The 22,909-nt window shown below is 72.8% G+C and carries 20 protein-coding genes; 8 read left to right on the forward strand and 12 right to left on the reverse strand.

Features of this window, described 5'->3' with window-relative positions:
• Positions 1-67: 67 nt before the first annotated feature.
• Positions 68-1,108: a LacI family DNA-binding transcriptional regulator gene (locus CXR44_RS16210; RefSeq protein WP_101786858.1), complete on the reverse strand. Its 1,041-nt coding sequence runs from the start codon at positions 1,106-1,108 to the stop codon at positions 68-70.
• Between the two features lie 147 nt (positions 1,109-1,255).
• Between CXR44_RS16210 and CXR44_RS16215 the strand changes: the two genes are divergently transcribed.
• The 3 genes from CXR44_RS16215 (at position 1,256) to CXR44_RS16225 (ending at position 3,828) form a co-directional block, all read left to right on the forward strand.
• Positions 1,256-1,864 (forward strand): AAA family ATPase, encoded by a 609-nt coding sequence (locus CXR44_RS16215; protein WP_101786859.1) that lies wholly within the window; start codon positions 1,256-1,258, stop codon positions 1,862-1,864.
• 52 nt (positions 1,865-1,916) lie between these two features.
• Positions 1,917-2,453: an NUDIX hydrolase family protein gene (locus CXR44_RS16220; RefSeq protein WP_101786860.1), complete on the forward strand. Its 537-nt coding sequence runs from the start codon at positions 1,917-1,919 to the stop codon at positions 2,451-2,453.
• Between the two features lie 94 nt (positions 2,454-2,547).
• On the forward strand, positions 2,548-3,828 hold the full coding sequence (locus tag CXR44_RS16225) for an ArsB/NhaD family transporter (protein ID WP_101786994.1): 1,281 nt from the start codon (positions 2,548-2,550) through the stop codon (positions 3,826-3,828).
• Between the two features lie 19 nt (positions 3,829-3,847).
• Here CXR44_RS16225 and CXR44_RS16230 read toward each other — a convergent pair whose 3' ends face one another.
• The 4 genes from CXR44_RS16230 to CXR44_RS16245 form a co-directional block, all read right to left on the reverse strand.
• Positions 3,848-4,501 (reverse strand): class I SAM-dependent methyltransferase, encoded by a 654-nt coding sequence (locus tag CXR44_RS16230; protein WP_144069980.1) that lies wholly within the window; start codon positions 4,499-4,501, stop codon positions 3,848-3,850.
• Positions 4,502-4,692: 191 nt separating this feature from the next.
• Complete coding sequence (locus tag CXR44_RS16235) at positions 4,693-5,172, reverse strand: hypothetical protein (RefSeq protein WP_101786862.1); 480 nt, start codon at positions 5,170-5,172, stop codon at positions 4,693-4,695.
• Positions 5,173-5,300: 128 nt separating this feature from the next.
• Positions 5,301-6,536, reverse strand: a complete 1,236-nt coding sequence (locus tag CXR44_RS39450) for a hypothetical protein (RefSeq protein WP_101786863.1) — start codon at positions 6,534-6,536, stop codon at positions 5,301-5,303.
• 75 nt (positions 6,537-6,611) lie between these two features.
• Positions 6,612-8,444, reverse strand: coding sequence for an AMP-dependent synthetase/ligase (locus CXR44_RS16245; protein ID WP_101786864.1), 1,833 nt, complete (start codon positions 8,442-8,444; stop codon positions 6,612-6,614).
• A 149-nt stretch (positions 8,445-8,593) separates the two neighbouring features.
• Between CXR44_RS16245 and CXR44_RS16250 the strand changes: the two genes are divergently transcribed.
• Together CXR44_RS16250 and CXR44_RS16255 are read left to right on the forward strand one after the other, a co-directional pair.
• Positions 8,594-10,111, forward strand: coding sequence for a peptide MFS transporter (locus CXR44_RS16250; RefSeq protein WP_101786865.1), 1,518 nt, complete (start codon positions 8,594-8,596; stop codon positions 10,109-10,111).
• Positions 10,104-10,718, forward strand: a complete 615-nt coding sequence (locus tag CXR44_RS16255) for a trimeric intracellular cation channel family protein (protein ID WP_245899201.1) — start codon at positions 10,104-10,106, stop codon at positions 10,716-10,718. Before CXR44_RS16250 ends, CXR44_RS16255 begins: the two co-directional genes overlap by 8 nt.
• Before the next feature lie 125 nt (positions 10,719-10,843).
• Here the strand turns inward: CXR44_RS16255 and yczR are convergent, their stop codons facing one another.
• Positions 10,844-12,274 (reverse strand): MocR-like transcription factor YczR, encoded by a 1,431-nt coding sequence (gene yczR, locus CXR44_RS16260; protein WP_180903460.1) that lies wholly within the window; start codon positions 12,272-12,274, stop codon positions 10,844-10,846.
• 63 nt (positions 12,275-12,337) lie between these two features.
• Here yczR and yczE point away from each other — a divergent pair, with 63 nt between their 5' ends.
• Positions 12,338-12,976: a membrane protein YczE gene (gene yczE / locus CXR44_RS16265; RefSeq protein ID WP_101786868.1), complete on the forward strand. Its 639-nt coding sequence runs from the start codon at positions 12,338-12,340 to the stop codon at positions 12,974-12,976.
• Between the two features lie 9 nt (positions 12,977-12,985).
• Positions 12,986-14,797, forward strand: a complete 1,812-nt coding sequence (locus CXR44_RS16270; protein ID WP_101786869.1) for a glycoside hydrolase family 15 protein — start codon at positions 12,986-12,988, stop codon at positions 14,795-14,797.
• Positions 14,798-14,995: 198 nt separating this feature from the next.
• Here CXR44_RS16270 and CXR44_RS16275 read toward each other — a convergent pair whose 3' ends face one another.
• On the reverse strand, positions 14,996-16,006 hold the full coding sequence (locus CXR44_RS16275; protein ID WP_101786870.1) for a hypothetical protein: 1,011 nt from the start codon (positions 16,004-16,006) through the stop codon (positions 14,996-14,998).
• Positions 16,007-16,045: 39 nt separating this feature from the next.
• Positions 16,046-16,942, reverse strand: coding sequence for a S66 peptidase family protein (locus tag CXR44_RS16280; RefSeq protein WP_101786871.1), 897 nt, complete (start codon positions 16,940-16,942; stop codon positions 16,046-16,048).
• A gap of 54 nt (positions 16,943-16,996) precedes the next feature.
• Between CXR44_RS16280 and CXR44_RS16285 the strand changes: the two genes are divergently transcribed.
• Positions 16,997-17,905, forward strand: a complete 909-nt coding sequence (locus tag CXR44_RS16285; RefSeq protein ID WP_101786872.1) for a sulfotransferase family protein — start codon at positions 16,997-16,999, stop codon at positions 17,903-17,905.
• Here CXR44_RS16285 and CXR44_RS16290 read toward each other — a convergent pair.
• The 4 genes from CXR44_RS16290 to CXR44_RS16305 all read right to left on the reverse strand — a co-directional run bounded on the left by CXR44_RS16290 (position 17,898) and on the right by CXR44_RS16305 (position 22,875).
• Complete coding sequence (locus tag CXR44_RS16290; protein ID WP_101786873.1) at positions 17,898-19,763, reverse strand: ABC transporter ATP-binding protein; 1,866 nt, start codon at positions 19,761-19,763, stop codon at positions 17,898-17,900. The genes CXR44_RS16285 and CXR44_RS16290 overlap by 8 nt on opposite strands.
• Positions 19,764-19,993: 230 nt before the next feature.
• Positions 19,994-20,827 (reverse strand): enoyl-CoA hydratase/isomerase family protein, encoded by an 834-nt coding sequence (locus CXR44_RS16295; protein ID WP_101786995.1) that lies wholly within the window; start codon positions 20,825-20,827, stop codon positions 19,994-19,996.
• 120 nt (positions 20,828-20,947) lie between these two features.
• Positions 20,948-21,163: a helix-turn-helix domain-containing protein gene (locus CXR44_RS16300; protein WP_020547488.1), complete on the reverse strand. Its 216-nt coding sequence runs from the start codon at positions 21,161-21,163 to the stop codon at positions 20,948-20,950.
• A 113-nt stretch (positions 21,164-21,276) separates the two neighbouring features.
• Positions 21,277-22,875, reverse strand: coding sequence for an ABC-F family ATP-binding cassette domain-containing protein (locus tag CXR44_RS16305; RefSeq protein WP_101786874.1), 1,599 nt, complete (start codon positions 22,873-22,875; stop codon positions 21,277-21,279).
• Positions 22,876-22,909 lie beyond the last annotated feature (34 nt).

Here is a 22,909-nt window from a genome sequence, read left to right on the forward strand (position 1 = left end):
CGGCCAGCAGGGGGCCGGGCCGCCGTCATCCGAGGGTGCCGGAGGTGGCGGGGCGGTCGGAGGTGGTTCAGCGGGCGGGGCTTCGGGGCGCGCCGGTGCTCTCGCGGACGACGAGGTCGGGCTCCACCATGCGGCGGGACTCGCGCTCCTCCCCCGCCATGCGGTCGAGCAGCAGGTGGAAGGCGAGCCGGCCGACCTCGCGGAAGTCCTGGCGGACGGTGGTGAGCGGCGGCCAGTAGTAGGCCGCCTCCGGGATGTCGTCGAACCCGACGACGCTCACGTCCTCCGGCACGCGCCGGCCCGCCTCGCGCAGCGCGCGCAGGAAGCCCAGCGCCATCTGGTCGTTGGCCACGAAGACGGCCGTGACCGACGGGTCCTCGGCGAGCCGCAGGCCCAGTTGGTAGCCGCTGCGCGGGCTCCAGTCGCCGCGCAGCGGCTCGGGCACCGCGCGGCCCTCGGCCTCCAGCACGCCGCGCCAGCCCTCGATGCGGCCGCTGGCGTCGATCCAGTCCGCCGGACCGCCGAGGTGCCACACGGTCTCGTGGCCGAGGCTGAGCAGGTGCCGGGTGGCGCGGGCGGCCCCGGCGCGCTGGTCGACCGTCGCGACGGGCACGGGGATGTCCTCGCCGGCGTCGACGGCGACCACGGGCAGATCGGGCGGCAGGTGGCGCAGGCCGTCGCCGGCCGACTCGTGCGGCGCGACGATGATGACGCCGTCGACCGACTGCGAGCGCAGCCGGTGCACGGCCTCCTCGATCGACCGGCGGCTGAGCGCGCTCAGGCTGGCGATGCTCACGGCGTAGCCGCTGAGCCGGGCCGTCTGCTCGATGCAGTAGAGGGTGGAGGCGGGGCCGTACAGGGTGGTGTCGATGCTCACCACGCCCAGCACGCCGGACCGGCCGGTCACGAGCTGCCGCGCCGCCGTGTTGGGCCAGTAGTCGAGCTCGCGGACCGCCGCGAGCACCCGTGCCCTGGTCTCGGCGCGCACCCGGTCGGGCGCGTTGAGCACCCGCGAGACGGTCATCGCCGACACCCCGGCCAGCGCGGCGACGTCGCTGAGCACCGCGGGCCTGGATCGCGGGTTGGGTTCGCCGGAACCGGCTGCCATGCGCTCACCCCCACTTCGTGGCGATAACGCTAACAGGGCCGGCGCCGGTTCGCGTGCCCGGCAGCCGATCTCCGGCAACCGCTCCCTTGGTGCGGAACACCCGATTTGACCTATACTGCGTCGCCGAGACGGCGGGAGGTCGAGATCATGGTTGCCGCTGTGCCGGCCGTCCCGCCCACGGCCGGAACGCTCCGCTTTCCGGCGGGAGCGCTGGTGATCCTCACGGGGCTGCCCGGCGCGGGCAAGTCCACCCTGCTGCGCCGCCTGTACGGCCTGGACGGCACCGAGAACGCCCCCGTGGCGGCCGGCGGCGTCATGGTGATCGATTCGGCGCAGTCGCGGGCGCGGTGGGCCGGCAGGCTCGGCTGGGCCCCCAAGCCGGCCCGCACGGCCCTGGTGTTCGCCACGCACGTGTGGCGGATCCGGCGGGCGCTGCGGTCCGGGCACGCGGTGATCGCCCACAACCGCGGGTGCGGCCCGGTCGTCCTGCGCGGCTTCGCCTGGCTGGCCCGCCGCTCGGGCGTGCCCTTCCACCTGCTGCTGCTGGACGCCACGGTCGAGGCGGCGCTCGCCGGCCAGCGGGCGAGAGGGCGTGTGGTGCCGCCGCGGACGTTCGCCGCGCACCGGCGGCGCTGGGCGGCGCTGGTGACGAGGGCGCGGGCGGGCCTGCACGCCCCGGCGGTGGGCGCCCTCGTGCTGGACCGCGCGGCGGCCGACCTCCTCGTGAGCGTCCACTTCGACGGCACGGCGCCGTGAGTGCAGGAGGCAGGTCCCGCGTTCGGCGGCCCGGGGCAAGTACGATCAGCGGATGACCGAAATGACCGAAACCGCGTCCGGCTGGCTGTCGCCCGAGGAGCTGGAGTCGCTGCGGGGCCGCATGCCGATCCTGTACGTGGACGCCGTGCCGGTGCGGGTCGACGACACGGGCACCGTCACCCACGTCGGCCTGCTGCTGCGCATCGCCCCGGACGGGACCGTGAGCAGGGCCCTGGTCTCGGGCCGGGTGCTCTACCACGAGCGGGTGCGCGACGCCCTGCTCCGCCACCTGGAGAAGGACCTCGGGCCGGTCGCGCTGCCCAGCCTGCCGCCGTCGCCGGCGCCGTTCACCGTGGCGGAGTACTTCCCCACACCGGGCGTCACGCCGTACCACGACCCGCGCCAGCACGCCGTGTCGCTGGCGTTCATCGTGCCGGTGCGCGGCGACTGCCGGCCCCGGCAGGACGCGCTCGACCTGGTGTGGTTCACGCCGGAGGAGGCCGCCTCGCCGATGGTGCAGCAGGAGATGACCGGCGGGCACGGGGTGCTGCTCAAGCAGGCGCTCGCGCACGTGGGGCGGCTGCCGTAACGCGGCCCGGCTTGATAGGTTGCGGGGCAGGTGAGCCGGGAAGTCTGGTCGGCGCGTTTTCGCCGTTTCCGTGTGCCGACGGGTGGAGGACTTCTTGAGCGTGCTGGCCTGGGTGAGCGTGGCGGTGTTCCTGGGCGCGTACGCGTTGATCGCGACCGAGAAGGTGCACCGGGTCGCGGCGGCGCTCGGCGGCGCCGGGATCATGCTGCTGATCCATGCCACCGACGCCGAGGCGGCGTTCTTCTCCGAGCACTCCGGCATCGACTGGAACGTCGTCTTCCTGCTGCTCGGCATGATGGTCATCGTCGGGGTGCTGAAGCAGCCCGGCGTCTTCGAGTACCTCGCGATCTGGGCGGCCAAGCGGGCGCGGGGGCGGCCGTTCCGGCTGATGGGGCTGCTGGTGGGCATCACGGCGGTCGCCTCGGCGCTGCTGGACAACGTGACCACGGTGCTGCTGATCGCGCCGGTGACGTTCCTGGTGTGCGAGCGGCGGGCGGTCTCGCCGGTGCCGTTCCTCATTGCCGAGGCGATGGCGTCCAACATCGGCGGCGCCGCCACGCTGGTGGGCGACCCGCCGAACATCATCATCGCCAGCCGGGGCGGCCTGACGTTCAACGACTTCCTCGTGCACATGGCGCCGATGGTGATCGTGCTCGTGGTGGTGTTCGTCGGCCTGTGCTGGCTCATGTTCGGCCGGGGGTTCCACCACGACCACGAACGCGCGGCGGAGGTGATGGCGCTGGACGAGCGGGAGGCCATCGCCGACCGGCGGCTGCTGTGGCAGTCACTGGCCGTGCTGGGCCTGGTGATGGCGGCGTTCGTGCTGCACCCGGTGCTGCACTACGAGCCGTCGGTCGTGGCCCTGCTCGGCGCGGGCGTGCTCGTGGCGGCCACCAGGGTCACCACGGAGGAGGCCATCTCGGAGGTGGAGTGGCCGACCCTGGTGTTCTTCGCCGGGCTGTTCGTCATGGTCGGCGCCCTCGTGGAGACCAAGGTCATCGAGCAGATCTCGCAAGCCGCCGTCGAGGCCACCGGAGGGCGGCTCGCGCTCGCCACGATGGGCCTGCTCGGCGGCTCGGCCGTGATCTCGGCCGTCGTGGACAACATCCCGTACGTCGCGACCATGAGCCCGATCGTGGCCGAGCTGGTGGAGGCGAGCGGCGGCGAGCAGGTGCTGTGGTGGGCGCTCGCGTTCGGCGCCGACCTCGGCGGCAACGCGACCGCCGTCGGCGCCGCCGCCAACGTGGTGGTCCTCGGGATGGCCGCCCGCAACGGGACGCCGATCAGTTTCTGGCGGTTCACCAAGTACGGCCTGATCGTCACGGTGGTGACCGTCACGCTGGTGGCGCCCTACCTGTGGCTGCGCTACCTGTGAGGCCGTGCCGGCCGCGGGCTCAGGCGGCCCTGCCGGGCTCGTGCTGGTAGACCGCCACGGAGAACGGGCGGGGCGACGTGTCGTGCACGTGGTGGGCGATCCGCGACATCGCCCGGTCCTCCTCCACGAACCGGTGCAGCCGTTCGGCCTCCGGCCACGGGTGCACCAGGACGAGGACCCCGCCGGGGGCGAGCACGCCGGTGAGCCGCTCCGACGCCCGCCGCAGCCGGTCGGGCCGGCCCACGTAGTAGAGGGTCTCGGCACAGAAGACCAGGTCGAAGGCGCGGCCCGTGGCGAAGGTGACCAGGTCGGCCTGGACGAGCGCCGTGCGGGCCGCCGATTCCCTGGTCCGGTCGCGGGCCCGCCGCAGCGCCCGGTGGGAGATGTCGATCCCCATGATGCGGGCCCCGGGGTGCGCCGCCGCCAGCAGCCCGGTGAACACGCCCTCGCTGCAGCCCACCTCCAGGATCCGCCGGTACGGCCTGGCCGGCACCTGCCCGAGCGTGGCCTCGTACTTGTGCCGCTCGTAGCCGTCGGTGCCCAGGTGCCACGGGTCCGGGCTGCGGTGCCACCAGTCGAAGTAGCGCCGCAGCACCCCTCCCTGGCCCCGCGGGGAGAGCAGGGAGATCGTCCTGAAGAAGGCTCGGTGCATGAGCTCGGGAAGTCGTGCCACGACGGTTCCACCCTCCGGCCGAGGTACATCTCGTCACGAACCTAAGCCGCCGTCCTCCGTCCGTCATCGTTCCCCGGACCCACCGCCGGCATGACACTCAGGGAGGAGACGGGTCATGCCCGAGGACCGGCCGCGAACGCGGAACGCCCGGCCCCCGTCACGGGGGCCGGGCGTCCAGCGGCCGAGCCGGATCAGTGGTGGCGGCCGATGACCTTGACGTAGTCGGTGGCCCCGGCGGGCTCCAGCCCGCGGGAGCCGTCGAAGACGGCCTTCCACGTGCCCGAGGTGTGGGCGCGCGCGGTGGTGTGGAAGTAGCCGTCGCCGCTGGTCCGGACGGTGTCCACGTAGTGCCACCGGCCGCTGTGGTTCGGCTTGAAGAGGATGGTGATCCGCTTCCAGCCGAGCCGGTGCCAGGCCTCGGATTCGCCGCAGTCGTCGGCGTGGTGGACGGAGACGAAGCCACTGATGTAGTCCTCGTCGCACTGCACCGACAGCCTGCCTTCGAGGTCCAGCGTCGTGCCGCGCCAGACGGGCTCCGGGTTGGCGTCGAACTGGAGCCGGGTGTGACCGCCGTCGTAGCCGGGATCGGCCAGTGCCGGAGCGGCGGCCGCTCCCAGCACGGTGGCGCCGAGAGCGGCCGCCGCCAGGCCGGCGGCGAGTCGTCGCATCATGATCCAAGGTCCTTCCCCGTGAGCGCACGCCCCGGTTGGGACGCGCTACTCACAAAGATGTGCAAAAGGGAAGGAAAGTTTCGACCAAGATGATCACAGTTCGACAACGGTCACGGCGGTGCCGGGCCTCAGTCCCGGTGACCGCCCATGTCGAACACACGTGACAGGACCGGGGCGTGAACCTCGGTGCCGGGGAAGCGGACGCGCCACTGGCCGCCCGGCCGGGCGCGCACCGTCCTGGTGAACGCGCCGTCCTCCCCGGTCCGCGCGGTGGCCACCTTCTGCCACGTGCCCGACGAGGCGGCCCGCCAGAGGATCTCGAGCGGCTGTTCGGCGAACGTCGTGTAGTCGGTGTGTCCGCGCGCCCCCACCCGGGTGAGCACCCCGCTCAGCCGTACCTGGGCGGCGCTCTGCGACTCGCCGAGACGCACCGACGTCAGCCTGGTCTCGCGGCGCAGCTGGAACGTGGTGGTCCTGGTGACGCTGGCCCCCGCCGCGTTGCGCGCGGTCGCGGTGATCGTCCACGTGCCCGGCGGGTAGAAGCGGTTGAGCGCCTTGTCCGGCAGGAAGCGCCAGGTCTCCCAGCCCTCCGTACGGCCGCGGGGCTGCGCCACGGCGAGCCGCGTCGCACGGTCGGGCCAGGCGGCCGGCCCCATCTCCCCCTGCCGGCCCTGCGCGTGCCCGGCCTGTCCGGGGCGCGCCGGCCAGCGCGACAGCGGCCACTCCATGTTCGACGGCGTCCGGCCGGTCTTCCGCCCGAGCGGCCCGCCGGCGGCCTTCCCGCCGGGATTGCCGGGCTTACGGGCCTTGACGGGCCGGGCGGTCACGGCCTTGACCGCGGCGGGCCCGGCGGCCGGCGCCGCGGCGTGCGAGGAGGGGGCCCGGCCGATGGCCGGCAGCGTGACGGGCTGCGAGGGCACGTGCTGGACCGGTATGGACGCGGCGGGCTCGGGCCGGACGAGCGCCGGGTCTCCGGGCCCGTCCTCGGCGGGGAGCGTGGACACGGCCGGCTCCGGGGTGGGCGGCGTTCCCTCCTGGGCGGTGCCGGCCGCCGGGTCGTCGGCGGGCTGCGCCGGCGCGCCGGGCTCGACCTTGACGGTCACCCCCTCCTTGCCCTCGACGCCCCTGGCGATCACGTCGATCACCAGGCGGACGGAGTTCGCCGGCCCGACCACGGGATCGCCCGGCCGGACGAGGATCTCCCGGATGGCGAGCTCAGTGGTGACCGGCGTCGCGGCGGCCGCGGAGGCGAGGCCGGAGGGAGCGGAGGACGTGAGGGCGTGCCCGGTCGCGGCGGAGGACGCCGGCGCGGGCGCCGTGAGCGCCCCCACCGCGAGCGAGACGAGTACGAGTCTTCTGGTCATGACACAGGACGCTAGGAACCGCCCGGTCATGACGAGGTCCAGGACACACGCCCCGGATGGCAAAACGGCGCGCGGTCAGCCGGCGTAGAGCCCCTCGATGACGTCGGCGTACTTGGCGTGGATGACCCGTCGCTTCAGTTTCAGGCTCGGGGTGAGCTCCTCGGTCTCCGCCGTCCACTCGGCGCCGAGCAGGGCCCACCGCTTGACCTGCTGCACCCGGGCGAGCCTGTCGTTGGCCGCCGCGACGGCCGCCTCGACCTCCTTGAGCACCTCGGGGTGGGCGGCCAGCTCGGCGAGCGATCCCTCGATGCCCCGCGCGGCCGCCCAGCCGGGCGCCACCTCGGCGTCCAGGGTGAGCACGGCGACGGGGTAGGGCCGGTTGTCGCCGTAGGCGAGGGCCTGCCCGATGAGGGGGTGCTCCTTGAGCTGGTTCTCGATGCCGGCCGGGGAGATGTTCTCGCCGCCCGAGGTGATGATCAGCTCCTTCTTGCGGTCGATCACCCGGTAGAAGCCGTCGTCGTCGACGGTGCCGATGTCGCCGGTGTGCAGCCAGCCGTCGTCGTCGATCAGCTCGGCGGTCCCGTCGGGCCGGTTGAGGTAGCCGCGCGTGTTGAGCGGGCTGCGGGTGAGGATCTCGCCGTCCTCGGCGATGCGCACCTCGGCGCCCGGCTCCGCCCGGCCGACGCTGCCGAGCCGGTAGCAGTCGGGGCTGTTGGCGGTGAACGCCCCGGTCGTCTCCGTCATGCCGTACACGTCGATGACCTTGAGCCCGAGGCCCGCGAAGAAGCGCTGCACCTCGGCGGGCAGCGGCGCGGCGCCGGTCGCCGTCCACCGGGCGCGGTCGAAGCCGATCATGCCGCGCACGATGGACAGGAGCGACCGGTCGGCCTCCTCGAACGCGGCCCGGACCTCGGGGGTGACGGTGTTGCCGTACTGGCCGGCCTCGACGTAGGCGAGCCCCGCCGCCATGGCCCGGCGGACGGCCTCCTGCTGCTCCTGCGGCTGGGTGGCGAGGACGGCCAGCAGGCGGGCCATCATCTTCTCCCACACGCGCGGCACGCCGAAGAACAGCATCGGCCTGACCTGGCCCAGGGTCGCGCCCAGGTTGGCCAGGTCGGTGCAGAAGTGCACGTGCGAGGCCTTGGCCAGCGGCAGGTAGAGGCTGAGCACCCGCTCGGCGATGTGGGCGTAGGTGAGGTAGGAGATCTGCGTGCCCAGTTCGGGCAGCGCGGTCATCCGGTTGGTCGCCTCCACCTCGTAGAGCACGTTGTGGTGGGTGAGGGGCACGCCCTTGGGCATGCCGGTGGTGCCGGAGGTGTAGAGGACGGTGACCACGTCCTCGGGCGTGACCGCCCGCCAGCGCGCCTCGACGGCTTCCGGATCGGCGGCCAGCGCCGACCGGCCGAGGGCGAGGAAGTCGTCCCAGGACATGAAGCGCTCACCTGCGGGGGCGCCCTCCAGCATGATGACGCGGCGCAGGCCGGGCAGCCGGTCCAGCACCGGTTCCCAGCGGGTCAGGTCGGCGGGCCCGCCGAGGACCGCGTACCTGACGCCCGCGTCGTCCGCCACGAAGGCGATCTGGTCCGGCGCGAACGTCGAGTAGACCGTGCAGCCGACGCCGCCCGCGTGCACCGCGCCGAGGTCCGCCAGGACGTGCTCGCTGCGGTTGACCATCATCAGCGCCACCGCCTCGCCGGGCCGCAGCCCGAGCGCGGCGAACGCGGCGGCGATCTCCAGCACCCGCTGCCTGGCCTCGGCGTACCCGAGCGTCGCCCAGCCGCCCTCGACGGGATCGGAGTAGGCGGGGGCGTCGGGGTGCCGTTCGGCGACCTGCCGGAGCTGTTCGCACACGGTACGGCCCGCGATCAGGCTCTCGATCTCGGCCCGGACTTCGAGGACATCGGCCATGCCATCCGCCTCCAGTCAGTGTTCACTTGTGCCAGGGGCATGCATCGCACCACACGACCGGGGAAGCGGCAAGACCCCTGCGGCGAACCGCGAGACCGGACACGTAGAGTGATGCCTTACGGGCGAAAGGTGACGCCGGGGGGTGTGCCATGACCAGCGAACGGACCTTCTTCGGGCACCCGTGGGGCCTGGCGACGCTGTTCGGCACCGAGATGTGGGAGCGCTTCAGCTGGTACGGCCTGCGCGCGATCCTGGCCACGTTCATGGCCGCCTCCCCCGCCCACCAGGGGCTCGGCATGACCGAGCAGACCGCGCAGGCCGTCGTGGGCGTCTACGGCGCCCTCATCTACCTGGTGGCGCTGCCGGGCGGCTGGATCGCCGACCGGATTCTCGGCCCGCGCCGCTCGGTGTTCTGGGGCGGGTTCGTCATCATGTGCGGCCACATCAGCATGGCCGTCCCGGTGCGGTCGGCGGCGTTCGTCTGGCTCGGCCTGCTCCTGATCATCGCCGGCACCGGCCTGCTCAAGCCCAACATCTCGGTGATGGTCGGCAAGCTCTACCCGGAGGACGCCGACGCCCGCAGGGACGCCGGCTTCTCCCTGTTCTACCTGGGCATCAACCTGGGCGCGTTCTTCGCGCCGCTCGTGGTGGGCCGGCTGGCGGCCGGTGACCGCTGGCACTTGGGGTTCGGCGCGGCGGCGGTCGGCATGGCGCTCGGCCTGCTGCAGTACGTCCTCGGCCGTCGGCACCTGCGGGGCGTCGGCGACCGGCCCGGCATGCCGCTCCCGGCCGACCGGCGCCGGCGCGTGCTGACCCACGCCGGGCTGGCGGCGGCGGCCGTCGCGGTGCTGCTCGCGGCGTGGGCGGCGACGGGCACCTTCTCGCTCGACGCCTTCACGGTGGTGCTGACCGTCGTCATCCTCGCGGTGCCGGTCGCCTACTTCGGCTACGTCATGCTCGGCAGCCACGACCTGACCGCCGACGAGCGGGTGCGGATGAAGGCCTACGTCTGGCTGTTCGTCGCCGCCGCGATCTTCTGGATGCTGTACGACCTGGCGCCGAGCAAGCTGCTGTTCTTCGCCCAGAACCACACCGACCTGTCCCTGTTCGGCATCCGCATCCAGGCCGCGACCACCCAGTCGTTCAACCCGCTGTTCATCATGATCTTCGTGCCGGTGTTCGCCGCGCTGTGGGTGCGGCTGGGCAGCCGGGTGAGCACGCCGCAGAAGTTCGCCTTCGCCCTGGTCATGGTGGGCCTGAGCTTCGTGGTGATGGCGCTGGCGGCGGCGCTGGCCGGCGCGGGCAGGGTGTCGGTGTGGTGGCTGGTGCTGGTCTACCTCATCCAGGTGTTCGGCGAGCTGGCGCTCAGCCCCGTCGGCCTGTCGGTCACGGCCAAGCTGGCGCCGCAGGCGTTCAAGGGGCAGATGCTCGGCATCTGGTTCATCGCCACGTCGGTGGGCGACGCGGTGGGCGGGCAGACCGGCAGGCTGTCGCAGGTCATGTCCGACCCCGCCTACTTCCTGACGCTGGCCGTCATGGCCATCGTGGCCGGGCTGGCGCTGCTGATGTTCACGCGCCGGCTGAGGGAGATGATGGCCGAGCACCACGAGCCCGCCCTGCCCGCGCCCGGCGGCGGACCGTCCGATACAAATGGCCGACGTGCCTGAGCTTCTCGACCTCATCGGGATCTTCGTCTTCGCGCTGTCGGGCGCGCTCATGGGCGTGCGCAAGCGGCTCGACGTGGTCGGCATGGCCGTGCTCGCCGAGATGACCGCGCTCGGCGGCGGTGTGGTGCGCGACCTGGTGCTGAACGTCCGCCCGGCGGCCTTCCAGAGCGTCGGCTACGTGCTGGTGCCGCTGGCGGCCACCGCGATCGTCTTCTTCTGGCATCCGCACGTGGCCAGGGTGATGCCGGCGATCCTCGTGCTCGACGCGGCGGGTCTCGGCCTGTTCTGCGCGGTCGGCACGCTGAAGGCGCTGGAGTACGGGCTGAGCCCGCTGCACGCGACCCTGCTCGGCGTCGCCACCGGCGTGGGCGGCGGCATGCTGCGCGACGTGCTGGCCGGGGAGATCCCGACGCTGCTGTACGACCGGCAGCTGTACGCGGTGCCGGCGCTGGTGGGCTCGGCGATGATGGCCGGGCTGTCGGCGGCGGGCCTGCACGGCTGGCCGGTGACGCTGGCCTCCGCCGTGCTGGCCTTCGGGCTGCGCATCGCGGCGATGCGGTTCCGCTGGCGCGCCCCGCTGGCCAGGGGCGTCGCCCCGCCCGACTGACACCGCCCGGCCCAGACGGCCGGACGGAGGCGGCCGGACGGAGGCGGCCGGACGGAGGCGGCCGGACCTGGAACGGCGGGATCGAGGCAGCCGGACCTGGGACGGCCGGACCGGGACGGCCCGCGTCACACCATCGCGACGAAGGAGTCGGGCGGGCGGGCCGTGCCGGCGGGACCCCGCTCGCGGGCCGTGGCGATGCGGGCCACGGCCTCGCGCAGCACCGCCGGCCCCAGCGTGTACGGCAGGCGCAGGTAGCCCTCCAGCGTGCCCTCGACGCCGAACCACGGCCCGGGCGCCAGCCGCACGCCGTGGCCGGCGGCGGCCTCGGCGAGGGAGACGGCCGAGCCCTCGTCCAGCCGCACCCACAGGGTGCCGCCGCCCCGCGGGACGGCGAAGGACCAGCCGGGCAGGTGCTCGCGCAGCGCGGTCACCAGCGCCTCACGGGAGGCGCGCAGGGTGCGCCGGCGCTCCGCCCTGGTCTCCTCGATCCGGTCGAACAGCCGGGCCACCACGAGCTGCTCCAGGACCGGGCTGGCGATGTCGACCGACGCCCGGTGCAACGCCAGCCGGCGGGCCAGCGCGGCGGTGGTACGCACCCAGCCGATGCGCAGCCCGCCCCACCACAGCTTGGAGGCCGAGCCGATGCTGACGATCCGGCTGTCGGTGTCGAACGCCGCCATCGGCGCGGTGCGCGGCACCTCGTCCAGCTCCAGCTCCGACCACGTCTCGTCGATCACCAGGGTGGTGTCGTGCCGCCGGGCCGCCCCGGCGACGGCGGCGCGGGTGGCGTCGTCCATGAGCGCGCCCGTGGGGTTGTGGAAGTCGGGCATGAGGTAGGCCACCCGGGCGGCCGACTGGCGCATCGCGCAGGCCAGCAGGTCGGGCTGCCAGCCCTCGTACGAGATGCCGACGGGCACCAGCCGGGCGCCGCGCAGGCGGGCCGCGTCGAGGGCGTGCGGGTAGGTGGGCGACTCGACCAGCACCGGGTCGCCGGCGCCGAGCAGCAGGCCCGTGACGATCTGGATGGCGTGCTGGGAGCCGGTGGTGACGAGGATCTGCTCGGGCCGGGTGGCCACGCCGCGGGCGGTGTAGCGGGCGGCGATCCGTTCGCGCAGGACGGGCAGGCCCATCGGGTTGTAGCCGTGGCCCATGCCGTACCTCGGCAGGTCCTCGACCGCCTCGGCCATCGCGGCGCGCAGCGCCGACGGGGCGGGCGGGGCGGCGGCGTGCAGCTGGATCAGGCCGTCGGCGCCGGTGGACAGCCACGGGTTGTCGACGGCGGAGGCCGGGTCGGGCAGCGCGGTCCAGCTTCCCGAGCCCTGCCGGCTCTCCAGGTAGCCGCGTTCGCGCAACAGGTCGTAGGCGGCGGTGACGGTGGTGCGGCTGACGCCGAGGGCCTGCGCCAGGTGCCGTTCGGCGGGCATGCGCACCCGGACGGGGATGCGGCCGTCCATGACGAGCGCCCGCACGGCGTCGGCCAGGGCCCGGTAGTAGGGCCGCGCCCCCGCCGGGACGTCCACGAGCCGGGCCACCTGAGCCGCGCCGAAAAACCTCATAGGGCCACTTTTCATGATTGGCCCTGTTATGGCAAGGCGCAAGCCTGCCATGGTGGGACCATCATGAGCGAAGCGACACTCCCGTACGCCGGATCCCTGCCCGCCCGCCTGCTGCGCCTGTACGGCGGCCTCGCCCTGTACGGCGGCGGCATCGGCCTGCAGGTCCGGTCCGGGCTCGGCAACAACCCCTGGGACGCCTTCCACCAGGGCCTCGCCCTGCGGGCCGGGCTGTCCATCGGCACCGTCATCATCGCGGTCGGCGCGCTGGTGATGCTGCTGTGGATCCCGCTCCGGCAGCGGCCCGGCGTCGGCACGATCAGCAACGTCATCTTCGTCGGCCTGTTCGCCGACGCGGCGATCATGCTGCTGCCCGGTCCCGGCCACTGGACGCTGAGCTGGCTCTACCTGCTGCTCGCCGTCGTGTCGATCGCGCTGGCCACGACCCTGTACATCAGCGCCGGCATGGGACCCGGGCCGCGCGACGGCCTCATGACGGGCCTGATGCGCCTCGGCCTTTCGGTCCGGCTCGGCCGTTTCCTCATCGAGATCTCGGTCCTGGCGGTGGGCTGGCTGCTGGGCGGGACGGTGGGCGTCGGCACCGTCGTCTTCGCCGTGGCCATCGGGCCGCTGACCCAGCTGTTCGGCCGCTGGTTCCCGCTGGAGACGCCGGCGAGGGCCGACGGGAGCCGTCCGGCCGAGTAGCGTCAAGGCATGCGGATCGAGGACTACGCACTCATCGGGGACATGCAGTCGGCCGCCCTGGTCGCCAGGGACGGCTCGATCGACTGGCTCTGCCTGCCGAGGTTCGACTCTCCCGCCTGCTTCGCCGCCCTGCTCGGCGGCGAGCGCAACGGGCACTGGTGGCTCGGCCCCACCGGCCGCCGCCCCGCCGACCGTCGCCGCTACCGTCCTGACACGCTCATCCTGGAGAGCGAGTGGGACACCCCCACCGGCACGGTCCGCGTGATCGACTTCATGCCGCCGCGCGACGTCAACCCCGACGTGGTGCGCATCGTGGAGGGCGTCTCGGGCACCGTCGAGATGTCCATGCAGGTGCGGGTGCGCTTCGACTACGGCAGGATCGTGCCGTGGGTGCGCCGCACCGACGGTCACCTGCAGGCGGTCGGCGGGCCCGACTCGGTGTGGCTGCACTCCCCCGTCCCGCTCAAGGGCGGCGACTACGCCCACCGCGCCACCTTCCGCGTGGAGGCGGGACAGCGCCTGCCGTTCGTGTTCACCTGGCATCCCTCCCACGAGCCGATGCCGCCCCAGATCCACTGCGAGGACCAGCTCGCCGAGACCGAGGCCATGTGGACCGAGTGGGTCGGCCGCTGCAGCCACCAGGGCCCCTGGCGCGACGCCGTGGTGCGCTCGCTCATCACGCTCAAGGCGCTCACCTACGCGCCCACGGGCGGCATCGTGGCCGCCCCCACCACCTCCCTGCCGGAGGACCTCGGCGGGGTGCGCAACTGGGACTACCGCTTCTGCTGGCTGCGCGACGCCACGATGACGATCGACGCGCTGATCGGCAACGGCTACCTGGAGGAGGCCGCCGCCTGGCGCGCGTGGCTGCTGCGCGCCATCGCCGGCCGTCCCCAGGACCTGCAGATCATGTACGGCGTGGCGGGCGAGCGCCGGCTGCCCGAGCTGGAGCTCGACTGGCTGGACGGCTACGCCGGATCACGGCCGGTCCGCATCGGCAACGACGCGGTCAACCAGCTCCAGCTCGACGTCTACGGCGAGGTGATGAACTGCCTGTTCCTCGCGCACGACTCCGGCCTGAGCCTCGACAACCGCGCCTGGTCCATCCAGCGCGAGCTGCTCGCCTACGTCGAGGAGCACTGGGACGAGCCCGACGAGGGCCTGTGGGAGGTGCGCGGGCCACGCCGGCACTTCACCCACTCCAAGATGATGTGCTGGGTGGCGCTCGACCGGGCGGTGCGCAACGTCGAGCGCTTCGGCCTGGCGGGGCCGGTGGAGCGGTGGCGGGCGGTCCGCGACGCGATCCACGCCGAGGTCTGCGCCAAGGGCTACGACCCGCGGCGCAACACCTTCACCCAGTCCTACGGCTCCTCCGAGCTGGACGCGGCGCTGCTGCTGATGCCGATCGTCGGCTTCCTGCCGGCCGACGACCCGCGCGTGCTCGGCACCGTGGCGGCCATCGAGAAGGAGCTGATGGCCGACGGTTTCGTGCTGCGCTACCCGGTGGCGGCCGACAACGACGTCGACGGGCTGCCGGGCGGGGAGGGGGCGTTCCTGGCGTGCAGCTTCTGGCTGGTGGAGGTGATGGCCATGCAGGGGCGCACGGAGGAGGCGCGGGAGCTGTTCGAGCGGCTCCTGGCGCTCCGCAACGACGTGGGGTTGCTGGCCGAGGAGTACGACCCCCGCTACGGCAGGCTCGTGGGCAACTTCCCCCAGGCGTTCAGCCACGTGCCCCTCGTGCACGCGGCGCGGGCGCTGTCGGCGGACGTGCCGCGTGAGGGCATGCTCTCGTCGGAGGGCCGCTCCGCGAGCCACCCCTGACGACGGGATCACAGGCCGGTGCGGCGGAGCGGGCTGGGCGCCGCGAGACCGGGCGAAAGCGGGACCAGTCGAAGCGGGCCGAGCGAGGCGGGCCGAGCGAGGCGGGCCGAGCGAGGCGGGCCGAGCGAGGCGGAACAAGGCGGCCGGGATCGGGCGAAGCGGGATCAGGAGAAGCGGGGCAAGGCGGGCGGGGCGGGGTCAGGCGGCGAGGCGGGCGAGGACGCGGGCGAACTCCGGTGGCGGCGCCACCACCAGCCGCGTCTGCCCGCCGTGCAGGACGATGTCGGCCTTGATGAGCCGCAGCCGCCCCTCGTGCCACCAGTAGACCTGCGCGCTGAGCCCGCCGGTGCGGGCGGCGTGCACGCGCAGCCGCTCGATGGCGCGCACCGCGCCGATCCCGGTCACCGGGTAGACGAGCAGCGTGTACGGGTCGGGCAGCACGGCGAGCACACCGTCGGCGGGCACCGGCACGTAGTCGCCGAGCCAGCGCAGGTGGGTGGCCGTGGACGGGCCCTGCCCGGTCAGCCGCGAGACGGGCGTACCCGACAGCTGGATGGCCTCCACCGACAGCCGCTCCTCGCGCCGCACGTTCGAGGCGGCCAGCTCCAGCGCCTGTCCCGGCGGCACGGGCCAGCAGCCCGCCTCCTCCGGGCGCACCACGCGGGAGCCCACGGTCAGCAGTTCCACCAGGTCGCCGTTGAGGTGGCGGCCCACCACCCGGGTCAGGTCGGCCACCTCGTCGACGGCCTCCACCCGGGTGCGCAGCAGCGGCCGCACCTGGTTGAGGTCGCACACGTCGATCGGGTCGCCGTCCACGGCGACGGCGTGGGCGAGGTGCTCGGAGACCAGCATGGGCCAGTCCTCCCGGGTCCGCCGTCCGGCGACCCGCCGCAACCCGGTCAACCGGACCACGATCTCCCCGGCGCCCTCCCCCGCCCGCCACGACGCGCCGTGCCCACCGGACCCGCCGTACTCGCCGTGTCCGCCGTCCGATGGCCGCTCCTGCGCGAGCCGGTCCGCGGCACCATCCGCGGGCCCGTCCGCCTGCCCGTCGGGCCGTCCGTCCCTGCGCAGGGTCAGGGAGTGACCGTCGACGGCGAAGACGCAGGTGTAGCCCCGGGATTCGGCCACGAGCGCGAGCAGCGAGTCGAGGTCGATGTCCTCGGCCGCCCTCTGCGAGGGCTTCCGGTCGCGTCTCAGCCAGGCCACGCGCCCGCCTCCATGTCCGTTTCGTCCCGGTATGTCTCTCTACCTTGCCTGGTCGCCGTCGCGGAACAGACCAGCCAGCGAGCACGATTCGGTATCGATAACCCCAAGCGTCCCAAGCCACACGCTCAGCTGGGGTGATCCGTGTCCAACGGGCAGCCCGGCCAGGATCGGCACCCCCAGCGGCGCGAGCCGGTCGCGCAGCACCGGGTACGGGTCACCGCAGTCCACCCACGAGCCGAGCGCGAACCCCCGCACGCCGTCGAAGGCGCCTGCCTGCAGGAGCTGGGTGAGCATCCGGTCGATCCGGTACGGCTCCTCGCCGATGTCCTCCAGCAGCACGATCCGGCCGGCGAACGACGGCTGGTAGCGGGTGCCGCACATCGAGGCGAGCAGCGAGAGGTTACCGCCGGCCAGCACGCCCTCGGCCCGGCCGGCCACGATCACCCTCTCGCCGGTGACCGGCGGCGGCGGGCCGAACAGCGCCGCCCGCAGGTGCTCGAACGACCGCGGCTCCGGCTCGACCTCGTCGGCGATCGTCAGGCAGGCGGGCATCGGCCCGTGCAGGGTGGGCACGCCCAGCTCGGCCGCGAAGGCGTGGTGCAGCGCCGTGATGTCGCTGGAGCCGACGAGGACCTTCGGACCGGCCGCCCGCATGGCGTCCCAGTCGAGCAGGTCGAGCAGCCGGGCCGCGCCGTAGCCGCCCCGTGAGCAGAACACCGCCGAGACGGCCGGGTCGCACCAGGCCGCCTGCAGGTCGGCGGCGCGGCCGGCGTCGGAGCCGGCGAGATAGGGCAGCACCTGCCGGTCGAGCGCGCGCCCGCCGACGATCACCTTGAGCCCCAGCCCCTGCTCCAGCCGCTCCACTCCCCGGTCGAGCAGGGCGGCGTCCGGCGGGCCCGACGGCGAGACGATGGCGACGGTGTCACCTTGCTGCATGGATCGACTCCTTGGCTCGGCCACCCGCAAAACGGTGCCACACTTACCTGACGTATGCGACTTCCGCCCCACATCCTCGTGGTCAACGGCATCAAGGTCCGCCGCCCGGTCTTCCTGCTGGGAGCCCCGCATTCCGGCGCGGACCTGGTCGGCCGTGCCCTCAAACGCTCACCCGGGTTCCACGTGACGATGGGCCGCGCGTCCGTCGCCCACGTCGTCCACGCCTTCGCGCGCAAACCGTCGATCGCCGAGAGCTCGGGGGCCGTCCGCGTGCTGCGCGACGCGCTGGCCGAGTCGTGGCAGGTGCTGCCCGGCTCGTGCGGGCGATGCGCCGAACCCTGCCGGGAGGCGGGCGGCGTCACGGGCGGCGGCCCGTGCGTGGCCACCGGCTCCGTGACGAGGTTCGGCGACGCGAGCACCGATCTGCTCTACTGCGCGCCGGTGCTGCTGCGGGCCTTCCCCGACGCGAGGTTCGTGCAGCTCATCCGCGACGGCCGCGACGTGGTGGCCGACATGCTGGGCGACCCGGCGTGCCTGACGTGGTTCAAGCCGGCGATGCTGAGCGAGGGGACCGAGTTCCCCAACGCGTTCCTCGGCGTCAACCGCGACGAGCACGTCGAGAAGTGGAAGGGCATGCCGGTGGCGGGCAAGTGCGCGCTGCGCTGGCGCAGCGCGGTGCGGCTCAGCGCCGCGCTCCGTCGCGACCTGCCGGAGGAGCAGTTGCTGACGGTGCGCTACGAGGACCTCGCGCTGCAGCCGGCGCGGACGGTGGCGGCGCTCACCGACTTCCTCGGCAGCCGCGTCTCCAAGGTGGCCCTGTACGGCGGGGGCGACGGCCCGCCCCTGGACGGCCGTGGCGCCGAGCCCGGCGCGTGGCGGACGCGGCTGCGGCCCGCCGACGTGACACTGGTGGAGAAGGTCGCCCGTGAGGAGCTCATGAGGCTGGGCTACCTCCTCAGCTGAACTGGGTGCGGTGCAGCTCGGCGTAGAGCCCGCCGCGGGCCAGCAGCTCGTCGTGGGCCCCCCGCTCGGCGATGCGGCCGTCCTGGACGACGAGGATCTCGTCGGCCTCGCGGATGGTGGCCAGGCGGTGGGCGATGACCAGCGAGGTGCGGCCGGCCAGGGCGGTCTTGAGGGCCTGCTGCACGGCCGCCTCCGACTCCGAGTCGAGGTGGGCGGTGGCCTCGTCGAGCACGACGACGCGTGGCGCCTTGAGCAGCAGCCTGGCCAGCGCCAGGCGCTGCTTCTCGCCGCCCGACAGGCGGTGGCCGCGGTCTCCCACGACGGTGTCGAGGCCGTCGGGCAGGCTCTCCACCAGGTCGGCGATCTGCGCGGCCCGCAGCGCCTCCCACAGCTCCTCGTCGCCGGCCTCGGGGCGGGCGTAACGCAGGTTGGCCCCGATGGTGTCGTGGAACAGGTGGGCGTCCTGGGTCACCACGCCGACGGTGTCGCGCAGCGAGGCGAGCGTCGCCTCGCGCACGTCGAGCCCGTTGAGGCGGACGGCGCCCTCGGTCGCGTCGTAGAGCCGCGACACCAGCGAGGTGATCGTGGTCTTGCCCGCGCCGGAGGGCCCCACGAGGGCGACCAGCCGGCCGGGGGCCGCGGTGAACGTCACGCCCTTGAGCACGGGGTGGGAGGGGCCGGTGTCCTGCTTGGCCACCGACTCCAGCGAGGCGAGCGACACCTCCTCGGCCGCCGGGTAGCGGAAGCGGACGTCGTCGAACTCGATCGTCACGGGCCCGGGCGGCACCGGCACGGCGTCCGGCCGCTCGGCGACCATCGGCTTCAGGTCGAGCACCTCGAAAACCCGGTCGAAGCTGACCAGCGCCGTCATGACGTCCACCTGCACGTTGGACAGCGACGTCAGCGGGCCGTACAGGCGCATCAGCAGCGCGGCCAGGGCGACCAGCGTGCCGAGCTCGAACACGTCGCCGACCGCCAGCATGCCGCCGATGCCGTACACCAGGGCCGTGGCGAGCGCGGCGACCAGGCCGAGCGCGACGCGGAAGACGGTGCCGTACATGCCGACGGTGACGCCGACGTCGCGCACCCGGGCCGCCCGCGCGCCGAACATCGCGGCGTCGTCCTCGGGCCGGCCGTAGAGCTTGGCGAGCATCGCGCCGGCCACGTTGAACCGCTCGGTGGTGACGGAGCTCATCTCGGCGTCGAGCTGCATCTGCTCGCGCGTCAGCGCGGACATGCGGCGGCCCACCCACTTGGCGGGCACCACGAAGACCGGCAGCAGCACGAGGGCGACGAGGGTCACCTGCCACGACAGCACGAGCATGGCGCCGAGCACGATGACCAGGCTGATCACGTTGGACACGACGGACGACAGGGTGCTGGTCAGGGCGCGCTGGGCGCCGATGACGTCGGTGTTGAGCCGCGAGACGAGCGCGCCGGTCTGCGCCCGCATGAAGAACGCGACCGGCATGCGCTGGACGTGGTCGAACACCTCGGTGCGCAGGTCGTAGATGAGCCCCTCGCCGACGCGGGCGGAGAACCACCGCTGCGCCAGCGTGAGCGCGGCGTCGACCAGCGCCAGCGCGGCGATGGCCACGGCCAGGCCGACGACGACCCCCGGCCGTCTGGGCAGGATGCCGTCGTCGATGATCGCCTTCATCAGCAGCGGGTTGGCCACCACGATGACCGCGCCGGCCATGACGAGCACCAGGAACGCGGTGATCTGCCGGGCGTGCGGCCGGGCGTAGCGGGCGATGCGCCGGACCGTGCCGGGCCGCAGCCGCTGCTTGGTGACGGAGTCGTCGCGCCGCAGCGAGGCCATCACCTGCGGGCCGAAGCCCGATCCCATCATCGCCATCCGGGGTCCTCCTCCCCGGTGTGAGCGCTCGGGGTCATCGCCGTGTTCCCCCGTCCGCTGAGCGCGAAACCGCGCTCAGCCCGCGGCCCTCGTCGCCGTGCCGGTCACGGCAGTGCCGCCGTGCCGGTCACGGCAGTGCCGCCGTGCCGGTCACGACAGTGCCGCGGCGCCGGTCACGGGAGTGTCGCCACGCCGGTCGCGGGAGTGTCGCCGCTCCGGTCGCGGAGGCGTCAGGAAGCGCCGCCGAACAGCGCCTTGATGCGCAGCGCCTGCTCGGCCCGCTCGGCCGCGCACTGCTCCTCCAGGGTGCGCCCCGCCGCGCCCTGGAGGAGTCGCTTGGTCGCCGCCGCCGCGTCCCGGTTGGTGGACAGCAACTCGGCGGTCTTGTCACGGACGGCGTCCGCCAGCCCGTCGCGGGTCACGACACGCTCGGCGAGGCCGATGCGAAGGGCCTCGTCGGCCTCCACGATCCTGGCGGTCAGGCAGATGTCGGTCGCCCTGGCCAGGCCCACGAGCTCCACGAGCGGCTTGGTGCCGGTCAGATCGGGCACCAGCCCCAGCGCGGGCTCCTTCATGCAGAACTTGACGTCGTCGGCCACGATCCGCAGGTCACAGGCCAGCGCGAGCTGGAACCCCGCGCCGATGGCGTGACCCTGCACGGCCGCGACGGAAACGATCTCGGGTCGGCGCAGCCACAGGAACCCCTGCTGGGCCTGCTGCACCGTCTGCTCGAACGACGCGTCGCCGAGCCTGGCGACCGAGCCGAACGAGCCCTGTCCGGGCACTCCCTCCGGTGTGAACATGCGCAGGTCGATCCCTGCCGAGAAGGACGGTCCCTCACCTCTCACGACGACGACGCGCACCTGCTCCGGCAGGCTTTCGCCGATGCGGGCCAGCCCCGACCACGTCGCGAACGTCTGTGCGTTCCGCTTGTCCGGCCGGTCCAGCGTGATCGTCGCGATCTCACCGTCCACCTCGTAGCGCAGTCCGATCTCCGCCAACGACTCGGCAGAGACGTCCTCCGTGAACCCCCCGCGCCCATGTGGCGCCTTCGCTTCCGCCATCGCCCGCTCCTTCATCACTGAACCGTCGCGCCCGAGCTTACAGAACTTCATTCTGGGCTCGGGCGCGACGGCTGGCTGACTAGGGACGAGCGGCTGCGGTCGCACGTTCCGAGGCGGCCGTCAGCGCTTGGACTTGCCTCGGGTCGCCCCGCCGCGCCCGCGCAGAGTCACACCGGACTCGCTCAGGATGCGGTGGATGAACCCGTAGGACCGACCGGTCGAAGCGGCCAGTGCGCGGATGCTCTCACCCGCGGCATAGCGCTTCTTGAGATCGCCGGCCAGTTTCTCCCGGTCGGCCCCGGTCACCCGGGTGCCCTTCTTCAGTGTCTCGGCCACGAGTACCTCCTGTAGTGCCGGACTTCCGCAGCGTTACTCCGCCATGATCAGTCATTTCAGCGGGATCGGCTACCTACTCCACGGGAAAAGATCCGTACCCACCCAAATTAAGATCAGGCAAGTGCCACAAGATCGGAAAATTCGTCGCTCCACGCGTCTTCAGTTCCGTCCGGTAGCAAGATCACCCTATCCGGTGACAGGGCGTCAACGGCACCCTCGTCATGGGTGACGAGCACGATGGCTCCTGAGTAGGACCGCAGAGCCTGCAGAACCTGCTCGCGGCTGACCGGGTCGAGGTTGTTCGTGGGCTCGTCGAGGAGCAGGACGTTGGCGCTGGACAGCACCAGGATGGCCAGCGCCAGACGGGTCTTCTCGCCGCCGGAGAGCACCCCGGCGGGCTTGTCGACGTCGTCTCCGGTGAACAGGAAGGAACCGAGCACCTTGCGCAGCTCGGTGTCGGTGAACGTGCCGCCGGCCGAGCGCATGTTCTCCAGCAGGGTCCGGTCGGGGTCGAGGGTCTCGTGCTCCTGGGCGTAGTAGCCGATCTTGAGGCCGTGGCCGGGCCTGATGGCGCCGGAGTCGGGCTGCTCGATGCCGCCCAGCAGGCGCAGCAGCGTGGTCTTCCCGGCACCGTTGAGGCCCAGGATGACGACCCGGTGACCTCGGTCGATGGCCACGTCGACGTCGGTGAAGACCTCCAGCGAGCCGTAGGACTTGGACAGCCCCTCGCCCACCAGCGGGGTGCGGCCGCACGGCTGGGGCTCGGGGAAGCGCAGCCGGGCCACCTTGTCGCTCTGGCGCTCCTCCTCGGTGGAGGCGAGCAGCCGGTGGGCGCGGCGCATCATGTCCTGGGCCGCCTTGGCCTTGGTGGCCTTGGCGCGCATCTTGTCGGCCTGGGCGAGCAGCGCGCCCGCCTGCTTCTCGGCGTTGGCCCGCTCGCGCTTGCGCCGCTTCTCGTCGGTCTCCCGTTGCGCAAGGTAAGCTTTCCAACCCACGTTGTAGTGGTCGATCACGCATCGGTTGGCGTCGAGGTGCAGAACCTTGTTGACCGTCGCTTCAAGAAGGTCTACGTCATGGCTGATGATCACCAAGCCGCCCTGATGGGATCGCAAAAAATCGCGAAGCCATCCGATTGAGTCCGCATCTAGGTGGTTTGTCGGCTCGTCGAGAAGGAGAGTTTCCGCCCCGCTGAAAAGAATGCGGGCCAATTCGACACGCCTGCGCTGACCACCAGAAAGCGTTTTCAGCGGTTGGGAGAGCACGCGGTCCGGCAAACCGAGACTCGAGGCGATGGAGGCCGCCTCCGACTCGGCCGCGTAGCCGCCGAGGACGTGCATCTGGTCCTCCAGCCGGCCGTACTGGCGCACCGCCCGCTCGCGGGTGCGCTCGTCCGCCGACGACATGCCGAGCTCGGCCTCGCGCAGCCTGCGCAGCACCTCGTCGAGGCCCCGCGCCGACAGGATGCGATCGCGGGCGAGCACCTCCAGGTCGCCGGTGCGGGGGTCCTGTGGCAGGTAGCCGACGCTGCCGCTCGTGGTGACCGACCCGGCGGCGGGCAGCGCCTCGCCGGCGAGCACCTTGGTCAGCGTGGTCTTGCCCGCCCCGTTGCGGCCGACGAGGCCGATCTTGTCGCCCGGGTTGACCCGGAAGGAGGCGCTTTCGATGAGCAGGCGCGCGCCCGCGCGCAGCTCGATGTCACTGGCGATGATCATGGTTGACGTGACACTCCCGTGCTAGGAAACGAGG

Source organism: Nonomuraea indica (genome assembly GCF_002850745.1).
GTDB classification, from domain to species: domain Bacteria; phylum Actinomycetota; class Actinomycetes; order Streptosporangiales; family Streptosporangiaceae; genus Nonomuraea; species Nonomuraea indica.

Bases quoted from the DNA above. Each gene is read 5' to 3' on its own strand.
- CXR44_RS16210 (WP_101786858.1), bottom strand. From the start codon at position 1,108: ATGGCAGCCGGTTCCGGCGAACCCAACCCGCGATCCAGGCCCGCGGTG.
- CXR44_RS16215 (WP_101786859.1), top strand. From the start codon at position 1,256: ATGGTTGCCGCTGTGCCGGCCGTCCCGCCCACGGCCGGAACGCTCCGC.
- CXR44_RS16220 (WP_101786860.1), top strand. From the start codon at position 1,917: ATGACCGAAATGACCGAAACCGCGTCCGGCTGGCTGTCGCCCGAGGAG.
- CXR44_RS16235 (WP_101786862.1), bottom strand. From the start codon at position 5,172: ATGATGCGACGACTCGCCGCCGGCCTGGCGGCGGCCGCTCTCGGCGCC.
- CXR44_RS39450 (WP_101786863.1), bottom strand. From the start codon at position 6,536: ATGACCAGAAGACTCGTACTCGTCTCGCTCGCGGTGGGGGCGCTCACG.
- CXR44_RS16245 (WP_101786864.1), bottom strand. From the start codon at position 8,444: ATGGCCGATGTCCTCGAAGTCCGGGCCGAGATCGAGAGCCTGATCGCG.
- CXR44_RS16250 (WP_101786865.1), top strand. From the start codon at position 8,594: ATGACCAGCGAACGGACCTTCTTCGGGCACCCGTGGGGCCTGGCGACG.
- yczR (WP_180903460.1), bottom strand. From the start codon at position 12,274: ATGAGGTTTTTCGGCGCGGCTCAGGTGGCCCGGCTCGTGGACGTCCCG.
- yczE (WP_101786868.1), top strand. From the start codon at position 12,338: ATGAGCGAAGCGACACTCCCGTACGCCGGATCCCTGCCCGCCCGCCTG.
- CXR44_RS16270 (WP_101786869.1), top strand. From the start codon at position 12,986: ATGCGGATCGAGGACTACGCACTCATCGGGGACATGCAGTCGGCCGCC.
- CXR44_RS16280 (WP_101786871.1), bottom strand. From the start codon at position 16,942: ATGCAGCAAGGTGACACCGTCGCCATCGTCTCGCCGTCGGGCCCGCCG.
- CXR44_RS16285 (WP_101786872.1), top strand. From the start codon at position 16,997: ATGCGACTTCCGCCCCACATCCTCGTGGTCAACGGCATCAAGGTCCGC.
- CXR44_RS16290 (WP_101786873.1), bottom strand. From the start codon at position 19,763: ATGGCGATGATGGGATCGGGCTTCGGCCCGCAGGTGATGGCCTCGCTG.
- CXR44_RS16295 (WP_101786995.1), bottom strand. From the start codon at position 20,827: ATGGCGGAAGCGAAGGCGCCACATGGGCGCGGGGGGTTCACGGAGGAC.
- CXR44_RS16305 (WP_101786874.1), bottom strand. From the start codon at position 22,875: ATGATCATCGCCAGTGACATCGAGCTGCGCGCGGGCGCGCGCCTGCTC.